At 57.9% G+C, this 22,196-nt stretch carries 14 protein-coding genes; 8 read left to right on the top strand and 6 right to left on the bottom strand.

What is annotated here, in order from left to right; genetic code table 11:
• Nucleotides 1-70 precede the first annotated feature (70 nt).
• Entirely contained in the window at nt 71-2,119 is a 2,049-nt protein-coding gene (gene tkt / locus FHS27_RS06720; protein ID WP_184303425.1) for a transketolase, read from the bottom strand.
• Between the two features lie 176 nt (nt 2,120-2,295).
• The gene (locus tag FHS27_RS06715) at nt 2,296-4,257 is read right to left on the bottom strand and encodes a sulfatase family protein (RefSeq protein WP_246419219.1); all 1,962 of its coding nucleotides are present in this window, start codon (nt 4,255-4,257) and stop codon (nt 2,296-2,298) included.
• Nucleotides 4,258-4,493: 236 nt separating this feature from the next.
• Between FHS27_RS06715 and FHS27_RS06710 the strand changes: the two genes are divergently transcribed.
• Complete coding sequence (locus tag FHS27_RS06710; protein WP_184303424.1) at nt 4,494-5,270, top strand: hydroxypyruvate isomerase family protein; 777 nt, start codon at nt 4,494-4,496, stop codon at nt 5,268-5,270.
• Nucleotides 5,271-5,438: 168 nt separating this feature from the next.
• On the opposite strand, the gene FHS27_RS06705 is transcribed toward FHS27_RS06710, so the two are convergent.
• On the bottom strand, nt 5,439-8,579 hold the full coding sequence (locus FHS27_RS06705) for a dockerin type I domain-containing protein (RefSeq protein WP_246419214.1): 3,141 nt from the start codon (nt 8,577-8,579) through the stop codon (nt 5,439-5,441).
• A 463-nt stretch (nt 8,580-9,042) separates the two neighbouring features.
• Here FHS27_RS06705 and FHS27_RS06700 point away from each other — a divergent pair, with 463 nt between their 5' ends.
• From FHS27_RS06700 to FHS27_RS06675, 6 genes are all read left to right on the top strand, one after another.
• Nucleotides 9,043-10,608, top strand: a complete 1,566-nt coding sequence (locus tag FHS27_RS06700; protein ID WP_221224926.1) for a hypothetical protein — start codon at nt 9,043-9,045, stop codon at nt 10,606-10,608.
• An 8-nt stretch (nt 10,609-10,616) separates the two neighbouring features.
• Complete coding sequence (locus FHS27_RS06695; RefSeq protein WP_246419212.1) at nt 10,617-11,261, top strand: hypothetical protein; 645 nt, start codon at nt 10,617-10,619, stop codon at nt 11,259-11,261.
• Between the two features lie 146 nt (nt 11,262-11,407).
• Nucleotides 11,408-14,152 (top strand): pyruvate dehydrogenase (acetyl-transferring), homodimeric type, encoded by a 2,745-nt coding sequence (gene aceE, locus FHS27_RS06690; RefSeq protein ID WP_009101623.1) that lies wholly within the window; start codon nt 11,408-11,410, stop codon nt 14,150-14,152.
• Nucleotides 14,153-14,267: 115 nt separating this feature from the next.
• Nucleotides 14,268-15,671, top strand: a complete 1,404-nt coding sequence (locus FHS27_RS06685; RefSeq protein ID WP_184303420.1) for a 2-oxo acid dehydrogenase subunit E2 — start codon at nt 14,268-14,270, stop codon at nt 15,669-15,671.
• Between the two features lie 230 nt (nt 15,672-15,901).
• Complete coding sequence (locus FHS27_RS06680; protein WP_184303418.1) at nt 15,902-16,624, top strand: polyprenol monophosphomannose synthase; 723 nt, start codon at nt 15,902-15,904, stop codon at nt 16,622-16,624.
• Nucleotides 16,625-16,869: 245 nt separating this feature from the next.
• On the top strand, nt 16,870-17,775 hold the full coding sequence (locus FHS27_RS06675; protein ID WP_184303416.1) for a hydroxypyruvate isomerase family protein: 906 nt from the start codon (nt 16,870-16,872) through the stop codon (nt 17,773-17,775).
• Nucleotides 17,776-17,851: 76 nt separating this feature from the next.
• On the opposite strand, the gene FHS27_RS06670 is transcribed toward FHS27_RS06675, so the two are convergent.
• Both FHS27_RS06670 and FHS27_RS06665 read right to left on the bottom strand, forming a co-directional pair.
• Nucleotides 17,852-19,039: a diadenylate cyclase gene (locus FHS27_RS06670; protein ID WP_184303413.1), complete on the bottom strand. Its 1,188-nt coding sequence runs from the start codon at nt 19,037-19,039 to the stop codon at nt 17,852-17,854.
• Between the two features lie 4 nt (nt 19,040-19,043).
• Nucleotides 19,044-20,753 carry an HAD-IIB family hydrolase gene (locus FHS27_RS06665; RefSeq protein ID WP_184303411.1) on the bottom strand — a complete coding sequence of 570 codons (1,710 nt, stop codon included), beginning with the start codon at nt 20,751-20,753 and terminating at the stop codon, nt 19,044-19,046.
• A gap of 626 nt (nt 20,754-21,379) precedes the next feature.
• On the opposite strand from FHS27_RS06665, the gene FHS27_RS06660 reads away from it, so the two are divergent.
• The gene (locus FHS27_RS06660; RefSeq protein WP_184303409.1) at nt 21,380-21,616 is read left to right on the top strand and encodes a hypothetical protein; all 237 of its coding nucleotides are present in this window, start codon (nt 21,380-21,382) and stop codon (nt 21,614-21,616) included.
• 96 nt (nt 21,617-21,712) lie between these two features.
• Here the strand turns inward: FHS27_RS06660 and FHS27_RS06655 are convergent, their stop codons facing one another.
• Entirely contained in the window at nt 21,713-22,027 is a 315-nt protein-coding gene (locus tag FHS27_RS06655; RefSeq protein ID WP_184303407.1) for a hypothetical protein, read from the bottom strand.
• Between the last annotated feature and the right edge of the window lie 169 nt (nt 22,028-22,196).

The following is a 22,196-nucleotide window of genomic DNA, read 5'->3' as shown; positions in this document are numbered from 1 at the left end:
ACCTGAGATCCGAGCGGGCGCGATCCTGTGACAGGTTGACGCCCCGCGTTTCGGCGAGAGTGGGGCGTGTCTAGCTCGACGAAGCGGCTTTGACGACGGCCTCTGCATTGATGTTGAAATGCTTGTAGACGGCATCGAACGGGGCACTGGCTCCGAATCCACTCATGCCGACAAACTTGCCCGCCGATCCGATCCAGCGGTCCCATGACATGCGGATGCCGGCTTCGATCGCCACGCGGTTGGTGACCGCCGGTGGCAGGACTTCATCAATGTACGACTGGTCTTGTTGAGCGAAGATGTCCATGCATGGCATGCTGACGACGCGAACTTTCTTGCCCGCTTCGGTCAGCGTTTTGGCTGCGTCGACGGCCATGTAGAGTTCACTGCCGCTGCTCATCAGGATCACATCCGGGGTGCCCTCGCAGTCGCTGAGAATATAGCCGCCGCGGCTGCAACCGGAGGCCGGTGCATAAACGGTGCGGTCGAGGGTTGGCATGTTTTGTCGCGACAGAACCATCGCGGCGGGGTGATCGCCGTCGAGCATTGCGGTGCGATAGCACTCTGCGACTTCGTTGGCATCGCCGGGGCGATAGACGTTCAGTCCAGGGATCGAACGGCATGCGGTCAGGTGTTCGACCGGTTGGTGAGTCGGTCCGTCTTCGCCGACGCCGATCGAATCGTGCGTCAGGATGTAGAGCGTTGGCAGGTGCATGATGCTGCTCAACCGCATTCCGCCACGCATGTAGTCCGTGAAGACAAAGAACGTTGCGGCGTAGCCACGTAGTCCCGACAGGCACAATCCGTTGGCGATCCCCGCCATCGCATGTTCGCGAATACCGAAGTGCAGGTTGCGGCCGCCGTACTGTGCGGGCAGGAAGTCGCCCGCACCGTCGAACGTGAGATCCGATTTGTTGCTCGGTGCGAGGTCCGCTGAACCGCCGATCATGAAAGGCAGGTTGGCGGCAATCGCGTTGAGGACTTTGCCAGAACTGTTGCGGGTCGCATCGCCCTTTTCGCTTGGTTCGAAGACGGGGATGTCTTTGTCCCAACCTTCAGGCAGTTTGCCGTCGAAGATCGCTTGCAGTTGAGCTGCTTTTTCCGGTTCAGCGGTTTGGTATTTTTCCCAGGCTTGATCCCAGGCTGCCGACGCTTCGCTGCCGCGTGCTCCGATGCCGTCGGCGAAGTGTTTCTTGACACCGTCGGGGATATAGAACTTCTCGTTTTCGGGGAGGCCATAGCTCTTCTTCGCCAGTGCCACTTCGTCCCAGCCCAGTGGGGCACCGTGAGCGCCGTGGGTGTTTTGCTTGTTCGGGGCACCGAAGCCGATGATACTCTTGACGACAATGAGGGTCGGTTTGTCGTGGCAGGCGGCGAAGGCGGCGAGTGCTTTGCCGAGGGCTTCGATGTCGTTGGCGTCGTCGACGTGCAGCACGTTCCATCCGAGGCCCTCGAATTTCTTGCCCATGTCTTCGCTAAACGCGAGGTCCGTATCACCTTCGATCGTGATGTGGTTGTCGTCGTAGATCCAGCACAAATTGTCGAGTTTCAGGTGTCCGGCAACCGAGGCGGCTTCGCAGGCGATGCCTTCCATCATGTCACCGTCGCTGCAGACGGCGTACACGTTATAGTTGAACAGGGTCAGGTCATCGGTGTTGTAATTCGCCGCCAACCATTTTTCGGCCATCGCCATGCCGACGCTGTTACTCACGCCCGCGCCGAGTGGGCCGGTCGTCGTTTCGATTCCCGCGGCTTCGGCGTACTCGGGGTGCCCGGCACAAACCGATCCGAGTTGGCGGAAATTTTTGATGTCTTCGAGTTTGATCGACTCGCCACCGGTCGGCTTGCCGAATTTGTCGGTTGCTTTGGTGCCGATCAAATGCAGTGTGCTGTAGAGCAGCATCGATGCATGTCCGCATGACAAGACGAATCGATCGCGACCGGGCCAGTGAGGCCGCGCCGGATCATAAGCCATTGTGTTTTGGAACAATTGATAAGCGATCGGCGCGAGCGCCATCGGCGTGCCCGGGTGTCCACTGTTGGCTGTCTGTACTGCATCCATACTGAGCGTGCGGATCGTATCTATCGCCAGTGTTTGTAGATCTGTCGAGGTCGCTGTCATGAACCGTGCCGAGGGGTCAGGGGTGAAATTAATTTGAATGAGATGGCCGAGAAAACGCGTTAAATACCCATTTGGGTTCCGTTTTGGGCCCGCAAAAGCCTAGCCACCCAGGCCTAATCGGGGAAGAGGGCAGGGCCTTGGGGAGCGGAAGTCGGCCTAAATGCGAATCGCGGGGATCAGTCCTGCGGTTGGCTGAGTGTGGTCAGCAGCCGCGTGACGTAATCGCCGCCTCGCTTGGGCGAATCTTTTCGGATCTTGCTGAGCGATTCGAAAGTCTTGCCGGAGTGTCTCAGCACGGCCTCGCGGTTCGCATCGATGACGTTGAGCGCCGCAATCCCCACGAAATAACCATCCTCCGGTAAATCAGCCAAACGCATCAGCTCTTTCGCCGCCCGCTGTTGTGCGCCGGTGTCGTTGATCCGGATGAGGATGTCACACGCAGCCACGCGGACACTGGCGTTGGGGTCTTCGGTCGCCGTCATTAACGTTTCCATCGCCGAGGCGATCTCCTCGTTCGACAAGACCGTTCCGTGGGAGGCCAGTCCCAGTGCCAATCCGCGACAGCCCCAAAAACGGATCCCCGGGGCGTCGCTGGCGCAGAGTTTTTGCATGGCGGCGATCGTGTGGGCATCACAGGCTTGCCATGCGTCGCCGGCCTCCCATGCGGCGTCGACCAACGCGTCAACGTCGAACCGGTCCGATAGTGCGAGTGTCCGGGGAGCGTCCGGTCCCGATTGCCGGTGCATTTCCGCTTCGGTCAGTAACCCGAGGTCGCCGGTGGATCGCATCCACTGCTTAGTCGCTTCTCGCATCTCGGCGAGTTTTGCAGCATGCTGCGGCAGTTGCGCGATGTTGTCGACCTCGTCAGGGTCGGACTGAAGGTCAAACAGTTCCTCGGTCGGTTTGACTTGCCAGAATTTTGATTGGGCATCGTTGAGTTGTCCGGCGTCGTTCATCTGTTTCCAAATCCGAGTGGTCGGGGTTTGGAACATGAAGTCGACGTGTTTCAGGTAGGGACGGTCGGGATAGAAGTGCCGCATGTAAACGAAGCGGCCATCGGTACATGAACGCACCATATCGATACGCTCGTCCATGCGTCCGCGATATCCGAACAGCAAGGTCTTGGCATCGCCGGCATGCTTGCCCATGAATGGCACGCCCTGCATGTTCGCTGGTGGAGCGGAGCCGGCTAGGCTGATTGCCGTCGGGCCGAGGTCGACGAAACTGACCAATCGATCCGAAATGCCGCCTGGCAAATAGTCGGCTGGCGCGAGTTCCCGGTAGGCTTCGGGGACATGCACGATCAACGGAACTTGAAGTCCCGAGTTGAACGGCCTGCGTTTGCTCCGCGGCATGCCGCTGCCGTGATCGCCGTAGTGGAAGATAATAGTCGAATCCGCGAGACCGGCTTCGGTGAGTTCAGCAATCGCCGCGCCGACCATGGCGTCCATTTCGGTTAACCGGTCGTAATATTGCGCCCAGTCACGCCGAACCTCCGGTGTATCGGGGTGGTACGCGGGCAAGACTGCTTTCGCGGGGTCGTGCACCAGCGTGTGAGGTTTGTTGCGGATCTTACTCTCGTGGCTGATTGTGTAATTGAACACGCTGAAGAAGGGTGTGTCGTCGCTGGGGCGATTCTTCCAGTGCGCTTTGCGACCGCTTTCGTGCCACCCCGCGTCGCTGTCGCTTTCGCGAAAGTTGTAATCGGTCTTGGTGTGGTTGGTGCAGTAATATCCAGCTTCGCGAAGCACCTGCGGATACAGCTTCATGCCTTCGGGCAGGCTGGCGCTGCTGCGCATGTGTTGCCCGCCGAGGCTGGTGGCGTGCATTCCGGAAATGATTGTTGTACGTGCCGGTGCGCAGACCGGTGCGTTGGACCAGCACATTCGATATCGCAGCGAACGGGCGGCGAGTTCGTCGATGCAAGGAGTGTCCGCATAATCGTCGCCGTAGCATCCGAGTTCGGGGCCATTGTCTTCGCTCGTTAGCCACAAAATATTCGGGCGTGGTGGTGTGGTGCCGGTGCTGTCTGCGGCCAAAGTTTGCCCGCAGACGATGGTGCAAACGACCATGCAGAAGAAGAGGCATGCGGCCGATCGGAGACGTGGTTGCAATTGTGTTTTGCGAGAGAGGTTCATGGGAAGGGTGTCGGTGGGGAGGGGGGGGACGGTGGGGGTGGTTTCGGTGGGAGTGTTTTTTCGAATGCATTGCCGGAGAGTGAGTATAGCGGACCCTCTCATGCGGCGCGGTCGTCGGCAGGCTATCGGGTTTGTGGATTGTCTCGTTCGGCGCGGGGTTCAAAACCACCGATCCGCCGTCTATTTTGATCCGGCCGTTCGATCCGCCTGTACCTCCGAAATCGGAACTTCCTCTCGTGACACTCAATCCCCAACTCTCGGTTTGTATCGACGCTGTTTATGAAGGCGTCGGCGAGTCTGAAGCGATCGCTCGCGTTGCCGAAACCGGAATCAAAGCGTTCGAGTTTTGGTGTTGGTGGGAAAAGGATCTGGACCAATTGATTCGCGACCGGGACAAGCACGGAATGACGATCGCGTCGTGCTGCACCAAATTTGTTTCGCTCGTTGATCCGGGTAAACGCGAGGAATATTTGCAAGGGTTGGAGGAGTCGATCGAGGCGGCGCAGCGTCTCGATTGCAAGACGTTGATTTCCCAGGTCGGCGATTTTCTGCCGGGCGTGTCGCGTCAGGACCAGCATCAGTCGCTCGTCGATGGTTTGCGGCAGGCGGCGCCCCTGCTCGAGCAGGCCGGTGTCACGTTGGTGATTGAGCCGTTGAATGATCTCGTTGACCACGTCGGCTATTACCTGGTCAAAAGTGATGAGGCGTTTGAAATCGTCAGCAAAGTCGGCAGTGACAACGTCAAAGTTGTGTTCGATATCTATCACCAGCAGATCAGTGAAGGTCACGTGATCGATCGCTTGACGCGAAACATCAAGGACATCGCTCACTTCCACGCTGCAGGGAATCCGGGGCGGAATGAGTTGACCCGGGGCGAGCTGAATTACCCAGAGATCTTTGCCGCGATCCGTGAGACCGGGTACGAGGGCTACGTTGGTCTGGAGTATTGGCCGGTTGGTGATGCCGACGCCAGCCTGCGGGCGGCGGTCGAGATGGTGGCGTCGCCACGCTAATGGCGTCGCGATGTGGTGCCAGCGGTCGGCTTAATCTGCATGCAACCACGTGAGTTCTTGTGCAACGGCGATTGAGCTAAGTTGCCGTTCGGGTAGCTCGGTTTAGCTCCGGCAGTCGAACCAGGGGCAGGTTGCCCAGGGGACGCTACCTGGCGGGCTCGCCGTGGATCAGCCGAGCAGGTCGATTTCAGGTTCGCCGAACACTTTATCCGTGGACTCTTCGTCGTCCTCGGTTCGTTGCGTTTGCGAAGCGATCATGTCGAGGGCACTTTCGATCGACGTTGATTCTGGAGACCCGACCGTTTTCTGCAGCGGGCTGCTGAGCGAATTATTCGTGATCAGATCTTCGAGAGACACGCGGCGTCCGAGCGGTGCGATTTGTCGTTCGAGTTCCGGCGCGGGTACGATCTCTTGGTCCTCGTTGTCGCTGGCGATGTCACCCGATGCGCCGGAGCGATTCCGGTCGGGCGTGGGTTCTCCGCCCGGTTCGTTGCCCACCGTGCCGCCACCGCCGCCGCTGGAAACGTTGAGTTCGTTGATCACCAGCAGTGCATCGAGCGAGGTAACCATTCCGTCGTTGTTGACGTCGTATCCGTATCCGGGGTCGCCTTCACCAACCGGGCCGGGGCCGTAGGTGTTCAGGTAGTTGATGATGGCAAGGGCGTCGCGGGCACTGACGTCGCCGTCTCCGTTGACGTCTTCGGGAAGGTCGTCGTTGTGGAATGGTTTGTCGTTTTCGACAACGGAAACATTGAACTCGACCTCGACGGGGGCGATCCCACCGGAGTCAGGTGTGGCGGTGACCTTCAACAGGATTTCGTCGTCGAAGTCCGGTGTTCGCTCAATGAATTCGTCATCGGCAAGACGAAGCGTCGAGCCGTCAAAGATGAACCGGGGGTCATCGACGGTGAGCGTGTGTCCGTTTGCGGCCGGATTGCCCGCGATCGTGAGGTCACCAACGACATCGCCGGGTTCGAGTTCCAGCACCGTGTCATCGGTGAGCCGGAAGTCTTGCGGGATTTCAGGTGCGTCGAGGACAGTGACCAGGAACGCTTTGGTGAATGAATCGTCTTTGTACGACGCGGTGATGTTGATCGAGACCGTCAGGTCTGCCTCGCGGTCGAGGGCCTGATCGTCTTTGAGTTTGAGTTCGCCGAACACGATTTCGAATCGTTCATCATCGACGGTGAGCGTGTGTCGATCGTCGAAGTCTTGGTCGACAACCGAGATCGATTTGATGATTTCGCCGGGGGCGTTTTCGCGAACCGTGGCGCTGCCCGGTGTGATGTCGGTAACGGGATCGTCGGCATCCGTCACCGAAATCGACGTCGCGTATTCGATGTTTGTTTCCGTGTCGGGGTCCGTGACGCTGAAAATCAGCGGGATCGTCCATTCGTTTTCGAAATCGAGGCGTCCCGGGCCGACGAACACGATTTCACCGTTAATCACGGCAAAGCGATCGTCGAGGACGCGGTTGTCGTTGAGGATTTCGATTTCGTGATTGTTGAGAATATCGGCGTCGATAATGTTGATGATTCCGATCGGATCGAAATCGCCGCCGGGGTCCGCGGGGAGGATGTTTTCAGGGACCGGATCGAGCAGTATCTCGACGCTGGTTGGTGCGTCAGGGACGGGCGTGACGTTGATCGTCACTACGGCTTCCGTCGTGTCGCGGCCGTCATGAACGATCACGGTGAAGATGTCGGTGCCTTCGAAATCGTCGAATGGCGAGTAGGTGATTTGGCCGTTGAGGTTCAACGTGGCGGCGCCGGAGGTGGGGATTCCGGTCGGCAAAATGATGTATCCCGAGTCGCCGTCGGCATCCGAGACGCCCGCCAGCAATCCCGGTGCGGGCGAGATGAGGTCGCTGTCTTCGGCAACGGAGATGACCGGTGGCTCAGCAAATTGTGGTGCGGAGTTTTCGCCGATCAATCGCACGCCAAAGCGGGCCGGTGCCGAGTCACCGCCGGCAACGAGAACGCGTGCGGGGGCCGGACGCCGTAGCGAAATCTGGGAAATTCCCGCCGTTCCCGCAACGGCGATGCTGTGTAGGTTCGCGTCGAGGGAAACGGCCGCGACATCGCCGATTGCTGACAGGTCGATAGCTAGGTCGGCGACAACCGATCCGGTTTCGCTGTCGATCAATCGCATGCCCGCGTCGTGAGGCGAGCCTTCGGTGCCAAACGATCGCGGTGAAAGAGTGACGATCAGTCCGCGGGCCGCGTCGATGCCCGCGATCGCTTCGGTATCGTCGATCGTGTACAGCGTGGCGAGGGTGCCCGAATCCACGTCGTGAACCGACAGGGCGTCGCCCGAACGCAGCACCAGGAGTCCTGCTTCATCGTGGAATGCGACCACTTCGCTGGCGCCGCTGACGATGATCGGGGGCGATAACATCGACTCGTCTGAATTACTCCAGAAGCTGATCGCCAGGGTTTGTGTGGATCCGCCGTTGCCGTCGTCGACCAACGAGGCGTGGCTGATAACGCTTCGTGTCGGGCCGTCGTTGGTTCGTGGTGTGGAGTCGCCCGTAACGACGGCGCCGGGATCGACCATGACTCCTGTCGCCGTGATTGCAAGGTTGTTGGCGTCGATCGCCCAGAGTTCACTCATGTCGGAATTGCCCGCCGGAGCGGCCACGGCAATCCCTCTTCCCACGTCATCGCTGCCGATCGACCCGAACGCCACGCCGCCTGGTTGGGTGAACGAATTCAATGTCGAGAGTGAGTCGTCGATGATAGAAAGAACGGTGCCGCCGACATCGTCATTGGCGACCAGGATTGATCCGTCGGCGAGGCGGGCGATGTGGGTAATGTCACCGCCGAAGCTGGTTGGCGCGCCCACGGTTCCGTCGCCGGCGAGCGTCTGTAGGTCCGTTCCGGTGGCGAAGACGGCCGCGGCGATTCGTTCATTTGGCCCGCCGATATCGACGGGAGCTGCTGCCGTGGCGGCCGTGATGTCGTTTCGCAGGACCGCGTCATGCAGGAACTTAGCCGACATCGGCGTCGTTTGAATTTGGCTCTTCGTTGCGTTGAAAAGCCGTACGGCGTATTCGCCATCGGGCATGTTTTCGATTGCGAAATCGCCCGCTGCATCGGACAACGCGTACCGTTCACCCTGATCCATTCGGGCGTTGTTGTTTTGGTCGACGTAAACCAATCGCCCGCTCAGGCCGGATTCAGCCTCGTCTCGACGGAACGAATCGTTCACGTCATTGAAGACGCTCCCCACGATCGCCGCCAAAACTCGCCGGTCGTCCAGGACCTGGAGTGACAGCCTACGGTGAGTGCGTCGCGGGTGACGTGGCATGGAAATCGATGTGTGGGAATGGATTGTTCGAAATGAGGTGAATGCCCACCTCATTACGCGTCGGCGACTCGGGCATTCCGCCCTGCTTTCAGCGTAACCTGCTCGTATGCGCAAACGGACCGCACAACAGCAGAGAGACTTTGCTGTTGAGTGCGACGTTGGCGGAGGGGGAAAAGTTCCCCTTCCTGGGGCAAAACACCCGGGAAAACGTCGTCAACGCGAAACGGTTGGCGTATTATAAACGCCGACAGGTTCGCTGAGTCACTGCAAAATATGTAGGAATCCAGCCAATTCTTGCCAGGTAAACGCTTTCTAAATCAAAACGTTCGTTTCTTGCGGACCCGTTTTTTGGCGAGCCACCTTTCCCGCGAGCCAACTCTCCCGAGAGGAAGGCGACCCTAGAATTGGTGTGGATCACGCGGGAGCCCTTCCGTCTTCATTCCATGATCAAAAATACTCCACGATGATTACCCCACTGATCAACCTTCGTCCTCCTCGCATCGTGGTCGTCCTGATCGCGGTCGCCGTGGTGCTGTTCGTGACGCCTGTCGTCGGTTCGGCCCAGGACCCCAGTAATCCGTATCCCGATGGTGATCCATCAGGTTACGGTTTCGATGAAAACGGTGGCGGTCCGCCCGTCGACAAGGACGCACTTCCGCCAGCGAACTTGACCACCGGCCCGACGCCGATGGCGGTTTGGCAGTTGGTACAGCCGGATTGGAGGCCGCTGCGTCAAGAAATCGATCAGTTGGTTGCCGCGTCGAAAATGCCCGTTCCGCCTCGCGTGGAAGGTCCGACGCTTCGAAACGAAGCTCATGTCGCGTTTCGATACGGGCACCTGCCTCTCGCTCACGAATTGTTCTTCGCGCATGTCGCGTTAGCGGATGAGCAGGCCCTCGAGGACCTGAAGAAACTGCAGTTCTGTGCTTATTTCAGACGCCCGGTGTGGGCCCTCCGTTGGGGCGTTTCCATCGGGCTGCATGGCGACACTGATGTCACAAGCTACTCGCCGATCCGAATCGATGGCTCGTCTGATGGTCGAGGAATGGGCATGGATGAGTTCGGAGGCGGCATGGAAGATTTCGACGATCCTAGAGGTGGTGGCCGGCGTCCGGGCGAGCGACCCGGTCAAGGGCCGCCCGATGACATGATGATGGACGAAGAAATGATGATGGAAGAAGAGATGATGATGGGGTACGACGACGAGTTCGGGCGGTCGGGCGAGCGCGGGACGGCCAAAGTCGAGGCTTCGATTCCCGATCCACAGGTCACCGATCCCGCAATTACCGAGCGATTTGACGATCTCATGGGCGCGGTTGCCTCAACGGTTGCTGAGGGGATGCGTTCGAGAATCGAAAAGGGCCAATTCGGCCACGCTCTCACCGAAGTCGATCCGGAGGCCAAGGACCAGGGCTACATGGTGGGCGGCGAGAGCGTTCCGCAGGCCGAAACCCGGATGTGGATCCCCGGCGTCGTTTACCTCGGTGAAGGCAGCATTCAAGAAATGTCGAAAGCCGCCGTCCAAGCCAATATTGAACTCTTGTTGCATTTCGACGTTGCGTTGAAAGAGGTCCGCGGCGGAACCACTCAAAACTTGACGCGAGTCAAAGTCCTCGATTGCAAAAACGGAAAAACGGTCGTTCTCTCGGGAGCGATGGACAGCCGCGAGGTCCAGCGTCTGCAACAGACCAATCGCGGGACCGCCGAAAGCCACCTGACCGAAGCTCTCGAGAAGTTCTGGAGCATCATCGACAGCAAAATCGCGGTGACACCGTTTCCTCAGTTGACCCCGGAAGTCGCTCGCCGTCGGGTGACCGGCCTGTTGGCGGATTCGTCGCTCTCGCCGCTGCGGAAATTGGCGGAGATCCGGTTCCTCGGCGTCTCCGGATGGCTGACCGAGGAGGAAGTCGAGCAGGCGTTTGATATCGCGATCGGTGCCGACGGGATGACGGTTCTGTACGGTTCACCGGCTGATGCGATTGAGATTCTGCGAGAACTCGCGTTGCAAAACGTCTCGCAATCGCCCTGAGAGGAAGCGTGTTCTCTCGCTTAATTGTGTCCGTTCTCGACTCGGACGCCGATCCTTGCCCTCGCCGCTGCCTTTTCGCCGCTGACTTTTTCATGACACCGCTCGCCTCGAAGCCATCTGCGATGACGCCGCACGTGACGCCGCGGCGTTTCCGGGAACCGCATTGCCTGCCGGTCCGATTCCTCACGCCGAAATCGGCAAGGCAAATGTTGGGGGGGCGTGCGGACTGCTCGCGGTGGGTGGTTTGGTTTTTTTGTTTTGCGGGGCTGGTTCTGTGCGGTTGCTCTGATCCGGGGCGTGACACGTATCCCGTTTCTGGATTGGTGCGATTTCCTGACGGAACCGTTTTGCGAGACGGATCGGTCGAGTTTGAAATCATCGGTCGGAAACCAGCGGTCACAGCAACCGGACAAATTGGTCCCGACGGGACGTTTACGTTGGGCACTTTTGCGGCCGACGACGGGGCTCTCGCGGGACGTCACCGCGTCGCCGTGGTCAGTAATTACGTCATCGGCACCGGTGCCGAGCGTCCTGGGATGATCCCGGAGACCAAGCTGGATCCGCGATACCGCAGTTTCGACTCTTCCGGGATCACACTGGAAGTTGAGCCTGCGGAGAACCAAATCGTCATCGACGTCGAATTCGCCCCCTAAAAGTCGCTTTTATCGCCAGCGGTGGCGTCGAAGGATACCTTGTTGGATCACGGGTCGTCTGACTAAAGTGTAGGGCGCCAAAGAGTTTTTGCACCAACTGCTGTTTTTGAACACGTTCCGTGAGGCCGGGATTTCTCCCGTTTTTGATGACCGATTCCAATAATGTTGCCGAAGTCGAAGTCGCCCAAAACGAACTCGCCCATAGCCTCGGCGAATTGAAAAAATCCGCCGATATCGACATCAATACCTATGAAACGCAGGAGTGGCTCAGCTCCCTCGAGTACGTGCTCGAAAGCCAAGGCCCCGAACGCGTTAAATTCCTCATCGACCAACTTCGTGACCGGGCCGCCGAACACGGCGTGACATTGACTGCGGACACATCCACGCCGTACGTCAACACGATTCCGCCTCACAAGCAGCCCGCCTACCCGGGCAACCGTGAGCTCGAACGACGCATCAAATCGATCATCCGCTGGAACGCGATGGCAATGGTCGTCCGGGCGAACAAACGTGGCGGTGGCGTCGGTGGCCACATCAGCACCTTTGCCAGTAGTGCGACGTTGTACGAAGTCGCCTTCAACCACTTCTTCAAAGGTCGCGGCGCCGACGGCTATTCAGGAGACTCGGTTTACTTCCAAGGTCACGCCTCGCCGGGGATGTACTCGCGAGCGTTCGTAGAAGGACGACTGAACGAAGAGAAACTCGAAAACTTCCGCCGCGAACTCTCCGAAGGCGGCGGCCTGAGCAGCTACCCGCACCCGTGGTTGATGCCTGAGTTCTGGGAATACCCCACCGTCTCGATGGGTCTCGGCCCGATCATGGCGATTTACCAAGCCCGGTTTAACGAATATCTCAACGACCGTGGGTTGAAGAACACCAAGGGGCAAAAGGTTTGGGCGTTTCTCGGTGACGGCGAATGCGACGAACCGGAAACCCTCGGCGCGATCGGTTTGGCCTCGCGTGAGAAACTCGACAACCTGATCTTCGTCATCAACTGCAACCTGCAGCGTCTCGACGGACCGGTTCGCGGGAACGGCAAGATCATCCAGGAACTCGAATCGATCTTCCACGGTGCCGGATGGAACGTCATCAAGGTCATCTGGGGCAGCGAGTGGGACGAATTGCTCGCCCGCGACAAGACCGGATTGCTCGCCAAACGGATGAATGAGGTCGTCGACGGCCAGTACCAGAAATACACGTCGATGCCCGGCAGCTACATCCGCGAGCACTTCTTCGGCAAGTACCCCGAATTGCTCGAACTGGTCAAACACCTTTCCGACGAAAAACTGGAGAAGATCCGCCGTGGCGGTCACGATCCGGAAAAGGTCTACGCGGCTTACAAGCAAGCCACCGAGATGAACAACGGGAAACCGACCGTCGTTTTGGCAAAGACCGTCAAGGGATACGGTCTCGGCGAAGCGGGCGAAGGACGCAACGTCGCCCACAACCAAAAGAAGATGAACGAAGCCGAGTTGCTCGAGTTCCGAACCCGATTCGGGATTCCGATCAGCAACGAAGAAGTCGGCAACGCACCGTTCTACAAACCACCGGGCACCAGTGCCGAGATGAAGTATCTGCAGGAACGCCGCAAAGAACTCGGTGGTCCCGTGCCGAGTCGTCCGGCATCCCCGCCAACGATCGACGTTCCTTCGATGGAGGACTTCGGTAAACTCATCAGCAAGCTTGAGAACAAGAGCATCAGCACCACGTTTGCTGTCGTTCAAACTCTCATCGCGATGTGCCGCGATAAGAAGATCGGCAAGAACGTCGTGCCGATCGTGCCTGACGAATCACGCACCTTCGGTATGGAAGGCATGTTCCGTCAGTTCGGTATCTACGCCCACGCCGGACAGCTTTACGAGCCCGCTGACTCGGACCAAATCGCGTTCTACAAGGAAGCCCAGGACGGCCAAATCCTCGAAGAAGGCATCACCGAATGCGGCTCGATGAGCAGCTTCAACGCCGCCGGGACAGCGTACAGTTGCCACGGCGTGAACATGATTCCGTTCTATATCTATTACAGCATGTTCGGTTTCCAGCGTGTCGGTGACTCGATCTGGGCTGCCGCCGACATGCGTGCCAAGGGCTTCCTCGTTGGTGGTACGGCCGGCCGCACCACGCTCAACGGGGAAGGTCTCCAACACCAAGACGGACATAGCCTGCTCAACGCGATCGCGTATCCGACCGTGCGTGCTTACGACCCCGCATTCGCGTACGAAGTCGTCGTGATCGTGCAAGAAGGTCTGCAACGCATGTTCGCCGATGGCGAGCAGTGCATCTACTACATCACGGCCGAAAACGAAGAGTACATGCACCCCGAAATGCCCGAAGGATGCGAGCACGGCATCGTGAAGGGGATGTACAAATACAAGAGCGTCGATGTCGACGGTTCGAAGAAACGCGTTCAGTTGTTCGGCAGCGGTGCGATCTTGAATTGTGCTCTGAAGGCTCAGGAAATCCTGGCCGAGAAATACTCGGTCGCCTCGGACGTTTGGAGCGTCACCAGTTACACGCAGCTCCGCCGCGAAGCCGGTGCCTGCGAGCGTTGGAACCGACTGCACCCGACCGAAACACCTCGTAAGAGTTACCTCGAAGAAACGCTCGAAGGCGTCGAAGGTCCATTCATCTCGGCCAGCGATTACGTTCGGGCACTCGGAGAGCAATTGACTCCGTGGGTCCCAGGCGACTACTACGTGCTCGGGACAGACGGAATGGGACGTAGCGAAACCCGCGAAGCCCTTCGTCGTCACTTCGAAGTCGATGCCGAGTCGATCGTGATCGCAACCCTCTACCGATTGGCCAAGGCCGGTGAATTCGAAATGTCGGATGTCGCCGCCGCAATCAAAGATCTCGATTACGACGCCGAAAAGATCGACCCGTACTTCGCCTAATCCGGCGTTCGGGTCCGAGCGAGCAGGTCACAGGTGGACCTGAAACGCTTTGCCTGTCACCTTTTTCTGATGCACCTGTTACCTGCTGCCTTTCACCCTTATATCTCTTGCTCCCATGCCTGCAGTCAAACTTCCTGAACTCGGCGACGGTATTGAATCCGGCGACGTCCTCGAAATCTTCGTATCCGTCGGTGACGTTATCAGTGCCGGTGATGACATCATCGAGATGGAAACAGACAAAGCAACGGTTCCTGTGCCCTCGGACGTCAGCGGCAAGGTGACCAAAATTTCGGTCAGCGAAGGCGATACCGTTCCGATCGGTGGCGATCTGATCGAAGTCGAAGCCGCCGAAGGTGCCGACGCAGCACCCGCCAAACCTGCACCAGCCGCTCCGGAGCCCAAAGCGGAGGCGAAGCCAGAACCCGCGTCTGAGCCGACTCCGGCACCCAAACCAGCTCCCACGCCCGTTTCGGCCGCGCCTCCTGCGGACAAGCCTGCCGCACCGGCGGCGCCCGTCGCACCGGCGACCATTGAACGTCCAATGGCGGATAACGTCACCGTTGCCGACTCCGGCTCGATTCCTGCTGGTCCCGCCATCCGGCGTCTCGCTCGTGAAACCAGCGTCAACTTGGCCAACGTCCAAGGCACGGGCCCTGGCGGACGGATCACTCGAGATGACGTTCTCGCCGCCGTGCGTTCGGCGAACACCACCAAAGCCGCATCGGTCAGCGGTTCCTCCCGCCCGGCTCGTCCTGCCGCATCCGCATCGGCGGGTGGCTCGGATCTGCCAGGTACCGAAGGGCAAGACGAATTCGGCCCGATCCGAGTCGAACGCATGAGCAAGATCCGTAAAACGATCGCTGCTCAAATGCATGTTTCTTGGTCGAGCGTTCCACGCGTGACCAACTTTGACGACGCGGATATCACCGACCTGGAGCGTCTGCGTCAGTCTAGCAAAGACGACTACGCGGCTCAGGGTTTGAAACTCACTACGATGCCATTCTTGATCAAAGCCGTCGCGACCGCGCTGCGGCATCACCCGGCGATCAACGCCGTGATCGATAGCGACAACGAACAGATCATCTACAAAGATTACGTGAACATCGGAATCGCCGTGGATACCGATCGCGGCCTCGTCGTGCCGGTTCTTCCAGACGTCGATCGCATGGGCATCCCAGACATTACTCGTGCCCTGGCCGAAACGGCCGGTAAGGTACGTGGCGGGCAATTCGCCGTCAGTGATCTCAAGGGCGGGTCGTTTACGATCAGCAATCTCGGTGCGATCGGCGGCCAATACAGCACACCAATCGTGAACGTTCCCGAAGTCGCGATCTTGTTGGTCGGACGCAGTCGGAAATTGCCTGTCGTGATGCCCGATGATTCGATTCAGCCACGGTTGATGATGCCGCTGAGCCTGTCGTACGATCACCGGCTCGTCGACGGCGGCACCGCTGCTCGCTTCCTCAACGACGTGATCAGTTACCTGCAAGCACCGAGCCGCTTGTTGCTCGCGTTGTAGGACGAAATAGACAGGAAAGGGCGCGCGTGAGCCATTCGCTTCGGATCGTTGTCTCCGAAACGATTCGTCGCGAGCCCTGATGGAATGTCACGAAGCGTTCGTGACAGACAACCGGCACCCCTCCGGTTCTGAAAAACTAACGTTAAATAACTCGCGTCTACTGCACCATTTCCCGCACCGCAGGCTCGCCAGAACGGACTCGACGCTCGATAAAAGACACGACGGAATTTATGTCATCGAATCTTCGAATTCTCGTCGGAGTCTGCACCTACAACGAAGCGGGGAATGTCTCCTCCCTGCTCAGCCGAATCTCGGACGCGCTGCCCGATGCGGACATCCTCGTTGTCGATGATGATTCGCCTGACGGAACGGCCGAACGGGTTCGACAATTTGCGGAGTCTCGCGACCGAGCTGACTCGATTAAATGCCTCGTTCGAGATCAACGCGGGCTCGGTGGAGCGATCCTTGCTGCAATGATCGCCGCGATCGACGGCGGCTACGATCTGTTCTGCAATCTCGATGCAGACCTGTCCCACGACCCTGCCGATTTGCCTCGATTGGTTGCGGCCGTTGGTGACGGATGCGATGTCGCGGTAGGCTCACGTTATGTTCCCGATGGGGAGATTGTTGGTTGGCCCCTTCGTCGAAAATGGATGAGCCGGTGGATCAATCTGATCGCTCGGCGACGCCTCGGTCTGCCCGTGAACGATGCCAGCGGTTCGTTTCGGTGTTACCGCGTCAGTAAACTTGCTGAACTGGATCTCGATGATCAACCGTCCGAAGGTTATTCGTTTCTGCAAGAAGTGCTGCTCAAGCTACATCACCAAGGTGCGACATTCACGGAAGTCCCCATTACGTTTACCGAGCGAACCATCGGCGACAGCAAGCTGAATTTTCGCGAGGCGATTCGTTCCGGTTGGACTGTGCTGCGAATGCATTCCAAGAGCTCCTGAACGGCTGTTGTTGAACATTCGCGATGACGCACTGACTCGTCAATGCCAGTGGTGTGCCCGCTTTAGGACTGCGAATCGCTCTCGATTGGGAACGCATTAACGGAATCGACCAATGTCTGTTTGTCGCAGCGGTTTCAGGCCCGTGTTTGTATACAATGGCATGTCGCGATAAACATGCTGTCTCGTACGGCCTCATCGCGTTTCCCTCCATCCTCTTCCTCCCCAACCCAACGGAAGTTCTGCTGATGTCCCGTCCCGACGATTCGGTTTCCCGCCGCAGTCTCCTTTCACGTTCGCTGGCCACCGCCGCCGGTGCCGCGACGCTCGCATCCGCCGGTTCGGTCGTCGCGCAAGACGCCGTCGCCGCCACACCCGCCACTGAATCAGTCGATGCCAAACAAGGTCGACTCAATCAGTCCGTCTGTAAATGGTGCTACAAGAATTTCAGCTTGGACGACATGTGCGTTGCCGCCTCGAAGTTAGGTATGGTCGGCATCGATTTGTTAGGTCCAGATGATTTTCCAACGCTGAAAAAGCATGGGCTCGTCTGCACGATGGTGGGTTCACACTCGCTCGCAAATGGATTGTGTGACCCCAAATTTCACGACGAGGCACTTGAGAAAATGAATGCCGCCATCGAAGCGACCTCGGCGGAAGGTTGGAAGAACGTGATTTGCTTCAGCGGGAACGCTCGCGGAATCGATCGTAAAACCGGAATGAAGAACTGCGTTGACGCGTTGAAGAAAATCGTTCCCGTCGCAGAGGCCGCTGGTGTCACCCTGCAGATGGAACTTCTCAACAGCAAAGTCAACCATGCGGACTACATGTGCGACAACAGCGAATGGGGCGTTGAGTTAGTGAAACAAGTCGGAAGCGATAACTTCAAGTTGCTCTACGACATCTATCACATGCAAATCATGGAAGGGGACATCATTCGAACGATTGAAAAGAACCACCCTTACTATGGTCACTACCACACCGCAGGAAATCCTGGGCGTCACGAACTCGACGACACGCAGGAGTTGTTCTACCCGCCTATCGCCCGCGCGATCGCCGACACGGGGTATGACGGGTACTTCGCGCACGAGTTCATTCCCGCTGGCGATCCGATGACGGGACTGCAAAACGCGGTCGCGCAGTGCATCGTTTAACGGACATGCGGATGACGCCCTGAAATGGTTCCTGTTCTGAGGCCGCGATCACCTCGTGGTGGTCATGGCCTCCTGCTTACTGCGCGAGTTCGTGCGAATTGGGCTTTTCTCGCAGTGTGACGATAACGGTTTCGGGGCTCATGTTTTGAACGCGGAGTTCCCTTGGGATGTTGACGAGGTTGGGCTCCGTCTGCCAACTGAGCACCCGACGTCCGTTGACGTCTTTGACTTCGAGAGACACCGCCAACTCGCGAGGGTTGAGAACCGCGAACGCGGGTTCGGATCCCGATAACGTGACTTCCGCGTGGGTTGGTTTCGGATCGTCAATTTCGAGCGTCGCAGGCAGGTTGCGATATTCGATCGGTACCACCAGGGTTCGCTGGATTGTGTCGGTGTGGTAGGCGAACAACAGCCATAACGTGACCGCTGCGAGAACGGCTGTCAATTTGGTGAGCCAATCGACGCGTCTTGATTCGCGATTCCGACAACCGTCACCCGATTGCTCGCAAAAGTACGCGCGAAGATGCTCGGCGACGTCGGCAGGTTCGATTACGGTCAACGTTGAATCGCGAGCGAGCGAGATCGTGCCACGCTCTTCGGAGACAACCAACGCGATCGCGTCGCTGCATTCGGCGAGGCCCAACGCCGCAGCATGGCGTGTGCCGCCATCGTGGATCTGTGATAACTGCGTGGTCAACGGCAGATGAAGGCCCAATTGAGCGATCCGGTTTTGCGTGATCAGCACGGCGCCGTCATGCCCAGGGGATTTCGGGTGAAAGATGCTCAGCAGCAATTGCTGGCTGATCTTTCCATCGACATCAATGCCTCCACGGACATGTCGTTCCAGCGGTTCGCGACCGGGAAAAATGATCAACGCACCAATGCGATTATCGGCCATATCGGCAACCGCTTCGGTGATGGTGTCGACGATCTTCCTGCACGGCAAATCAGCATGCGAGCGACGGAACCAACGTGACGAGGCCAGTCGTTCGAAGCCGTGCCGAAGGTCATGTTGGAAGACGACCACCATGGCGATCAACATTCCCACCGAACCGTAATGGAATGCCATCGTGGTCAAATAAAGATCGAGCCAACGGGCGAGCAAAAAGATCACGCCCAACACGCAGGCAACGATCCCAAGTGATCGCGATGCACGGTCACGTAGCCAGACGAACGTCAAATACAGCAACGAAGCAACGATCGCGATGTCGAGTAAATCAGCGACTCGTATCGATTCAACCAATTCGTTGAGCTGAAACCACATTACTTCACCATGGTGGTTTGAAGCGTTTGAGAATGTGATCGGCAATCATCTCGCGACTGTCTTTCGCAGGCAGTCCAGTGTTGCGTTCGATTGTGGCAATCTCATCGGCGACTTCAGGGTCTTTGATGATGTCTCGAAACCAAGTTGAGTAGTCACCATGTTTGAGGTGATGAATCCAAGTTTCGTCATCAATGCCGGACGCCGTTTTGATGAATTCCTTGAGATTGCCTGTGGCTAGCGACATTCGGTTGTCCACTCCACGAAAGACGAATTGAAGTTCCTCATCCATCACTCCTTCGTAGTAGCTGTGTTGGTGACGTTGCCCCTCATCGCGAGGTGACAGGCGGCTAAACCATACCGGGTACCGTTCGCCTCTTCGCCATGCTAACGCACCATGTTGGCATTCGATTTTGGGGCGGTCGAATGAAGGGAGTGCGTCACCCATGAGTTGACAACATTGTTCGATCGCGTCTTCGGGTTGCTCCGCGATCGAGATGATCCAATCAACGTGTTCGAGCACCGCGGGGGAAATTCGGTCGTGATAGGCGGTGATGAAAATGATTCCGGCTAACTCGTCACCACTCCACATCTTGGCCGGTTGCCAGTCTTTCGGTGCCGCATAGTGAGCCTCGTCCACGATGATCCAGTGTGGCCTTCCCGTGCGACTGCGTAGTTCGGAGAGGGCGCGGAAGAGTTTGTTAAAGTATTCGGGGCGGTCGTCTTTCGCGATGCCGAAAAAACTCACCACGCAATGATCGTCTGGCGACTCGAGAACGCCGACCACCTCTTCGACGTCGGGTGCACGTTCCGCAGTGCCCAACGTGATCGACCCATCGAGCCCGCGGTAGTCGCCCTCTGGATCAACGACACAGCACTGTTCGCCTCGTTCGGTGAGCGATTCCATCACTCGAATTGCGAGTTTGCTTTTACCGCCACCCGGACCGCCGGTCACCAGCACGCTTTCGCCATGACTCGCAATCGAGAATGGTTCGCCGTCGAGTCGAGTTCCAAGGACGAGTTGTCGGTGCGGACGATGCCGAAGTTCGTCGAGGTCATTTTCGATGATCATGTCGATCAATTCTTCCACGCCTTTTCCACGCGGATGACGGAGAACCACGTCCGCCATCGCTTTCACTCTCGGGAGGGCATTGTCGACCGCAGCAGCGGCGCCACACGAACGCATCATCGCTTCGTCGTTTTCCGCGTCACCAACGGCCACGACATTGTGTGACGAGAATCCGATCCGCTGCAACGCCTTACTTAACCCGAAGGCTTTGTTAACGCCGCTGGGCAACAGCATGACGGCGTCCTTGTTAAAGATGATCTGCAAGTCGATTTCAAACTCGCGGATCACGTCTAGCGAAATCGTTTCAAAGGGTTGCCAGGTTGCGACGATGCATCGACCGGTTTCAAGACGGTGAACGCCGCGTCGGGTGAGTTCCGCAGCAAACTCGGGAGGTGGCGGGGCAGCTAGGAGTGTTTCTTCTCCCGTGGTTGGATCGAAAAGCAACGCGCCGTTTTCCGCAACGATGTGATGAAAGAGTGAAACCTCGGGGAACAGTTCGAGCACCGGTTCCAAACGGCGCCCTGTCACCAAGATGAGTTTTCTGCCCGAGTCACGAAGTCGCCGAAGCGCCTCGACCGTGGAATCATCGACGCGTTCGTCGTGGGCGAGCGTGCCGTCGTAGTCGGCTGCGAGAACGTGATAACGCATCAACAAGACTCGTGGTGTGTAGGAAAATTCGACTGTGTTTCGGTTTGCCGTTCATGCTCAATTTTGTCGGTGGCGGTTCGTCTCAACTTGGGTTGCGGTCGGTGAAAGAGTGGTCGGACGTCGATCAGACTTGCGGTTTTGAGTCCCCGTGCGACGTTGGGTCGCTGGGGTCACTACGATGCCGGGTCTGATCAGCCGGCCCGTGTTTGCCACGATTGGTTCGGCAAATCCTGTGGGTTTGTGCGTCTGAGGTGAAGGAATACTCAACGGTAAAGCATCCTTTGCTTTGGTACTCGAAGTTCAGTCTTCGGTTCATCGTCCAAGATGCATTCGGTGTGCCAGATCTCGAGCGACGCTTGTTCACCATGCGTGAATAGGGACTGACGCCGCGAAATGTCGATTCGGCAACACGGTCGAGCAAGTATCGGTTCTAACCCGGTTCGCTTGTTCAACGGGGCGCGAATGACTAAAGTCAATCCGATCGATATCCTGGAGAGTCAACGGCCATTGGTCGGTCGGTGTCGACAAACACTGAGGCTTGTGTCAGATGAAATAACTCTTCCGTGACTGAGTAATTCTGGCATCTGAAGTTGGCTCCCCTCATCCCCATAACAAAGGAATGTTCTTTGTCCGAATCCACACGACCATCCGGTGACACGACACCGCCGCAGGATGACGCGGATCGTCATCAAGTCGTGCGTTCGTTGTTTAATCAGGCTGTTGCTCTTGAGGACACCGAACGACGATGGTTTCTCCAAACGCTCGAAGACCGTGATCTCGCCGCCGACGTCGAACGGTTGTTGGAGTCGTCGGCCTGTTGTGGCACGTTTCGTGATAAGAATTCATCCTGCGACGGCAGCTAGTTTTGCTGATTGCGGAGACTCGGCCAACCGACTCTATTCGATAACCAAGGGGCTCTTCTGAGCCGCTTCGGCGTCCAGCTTTTGACGCAGTTCGTGTTAGAACTTTAAGCGAGCTTTCTGGTACGCGCCTGCTTGAAGATATTGGTTCGGCTGGTTTTTTGCGTTCCATTGGTTCCACAACGCGGCGAGTTGTTGGCGGAGTTCGGGACGTTCGTTGACGATGTCATTCGACTCGTAGGGATCACGTTCCATATCAAACAGCATCGGTTTGTCGCCGACGTCGGTGCGTGGCAGGAGGTATTTGGCTGCCTGTGTGCGAACGGCCCAGTGCTTGCCGCTTTCCATTCGCCAGTAAAGTGCCTCGTGAGGGACGCCGTCTTTTTGCCCCGTCACGTATGGAATCAGGTTCACACCCTCGAGTTCGGGACCCGAGGTGTCTCCGTTGCCCAACGCGACCGCGGTAGCCGCGATGTCTAACGACGAGACGGGAAGATCGTACGTCGTGCCGCATTCAATCCCGTTGGGTCTATAAGGGGAATCTCAATGGTCATGGTCGGGAGACTCCTTGGTTCCGCGGAAA

The sequence above is a fragment of the Aporhodopirellula rubra genome, assembly GCF_014192335.1.
Classification (GTDB): Bacteria; Planctomycetota; Planctomycetia; order Pirellulales; family Pirellulaceae; genus Rhodopirellula; species Rhodopirellula rubra.
Note: the sequence above shows the minus strand (reverse complement) of the source record. Positions and strands in the feature narration are given on the sequence as shown.

Coding starts and splice junctions, on each gene's coding strand:
- tkt (WP_184303425.1), bottom strand. CDS start 2,119: ATGACAGCGACCTCGACAGATCTACAAACACTGGCGATAGATACGATC.
- FHS27_RS06715 (WP_246419219.1), bottom strand. CDS start 4,257: ATGAACCTCTCTCGCAAAACACAATTGCAACCACGTCTCCGATCGGCC.
- FHS27_RS06705 (WP_246419214.1), bottom strand. CDS start 8,579: ATGCCACGTCACCCGCGACGCACTCACCGTAGGCTGTCACTCCAGGTC.
- FHS27_RS06700 (WP_221224926.1), top strand. CDS start 9,043: ATGATTACCCCACTGATCAACCTTCGTCCTCCTCGCATCGTGGTCGTC.
- aceE (WP_009101623.1), top strand. CDS start 11,408: ATGACCGATTCCAATAATGTTGCCGAAGTCGAAGTCGCCCAAAACGAA.
- FHS27_RS06685 (WP_184303420.1), top strand. CDS start 14,268: ATGCCTGCAGTCAAACTTCCTGAACTCGGCGACGGTATTGAATCCGGC.
- FHS27_RS06680 (WP_184303418.1), top strand. CDS start 15,902: ATGTCATCGAATCTTCGAATTCTCGTCGGAGTCTGCACCTACAACGAA.
- FHS27_RS06675 (WP_184303416.1), top strand. CDS start 16,870: ATGTCCCGTCCCGACGATTCGGTTTCCCGCCGCAGTCTCCTTTCACGT.
- FHS27_RS06670 (WP_184303413.1), bottom strand. CDS start 19,039: ATGTGGTTTCAGCTCAACGAATTGGTTGAATCGATACGAGTCGCTGAT.
- FHS27_RS06665 (WP_184303411.1), bottom strand. CDS start 20,753: ATGCGTTATCACGTTCTCGCAGCCGACTACGACGGCACGCTCGCCCAC.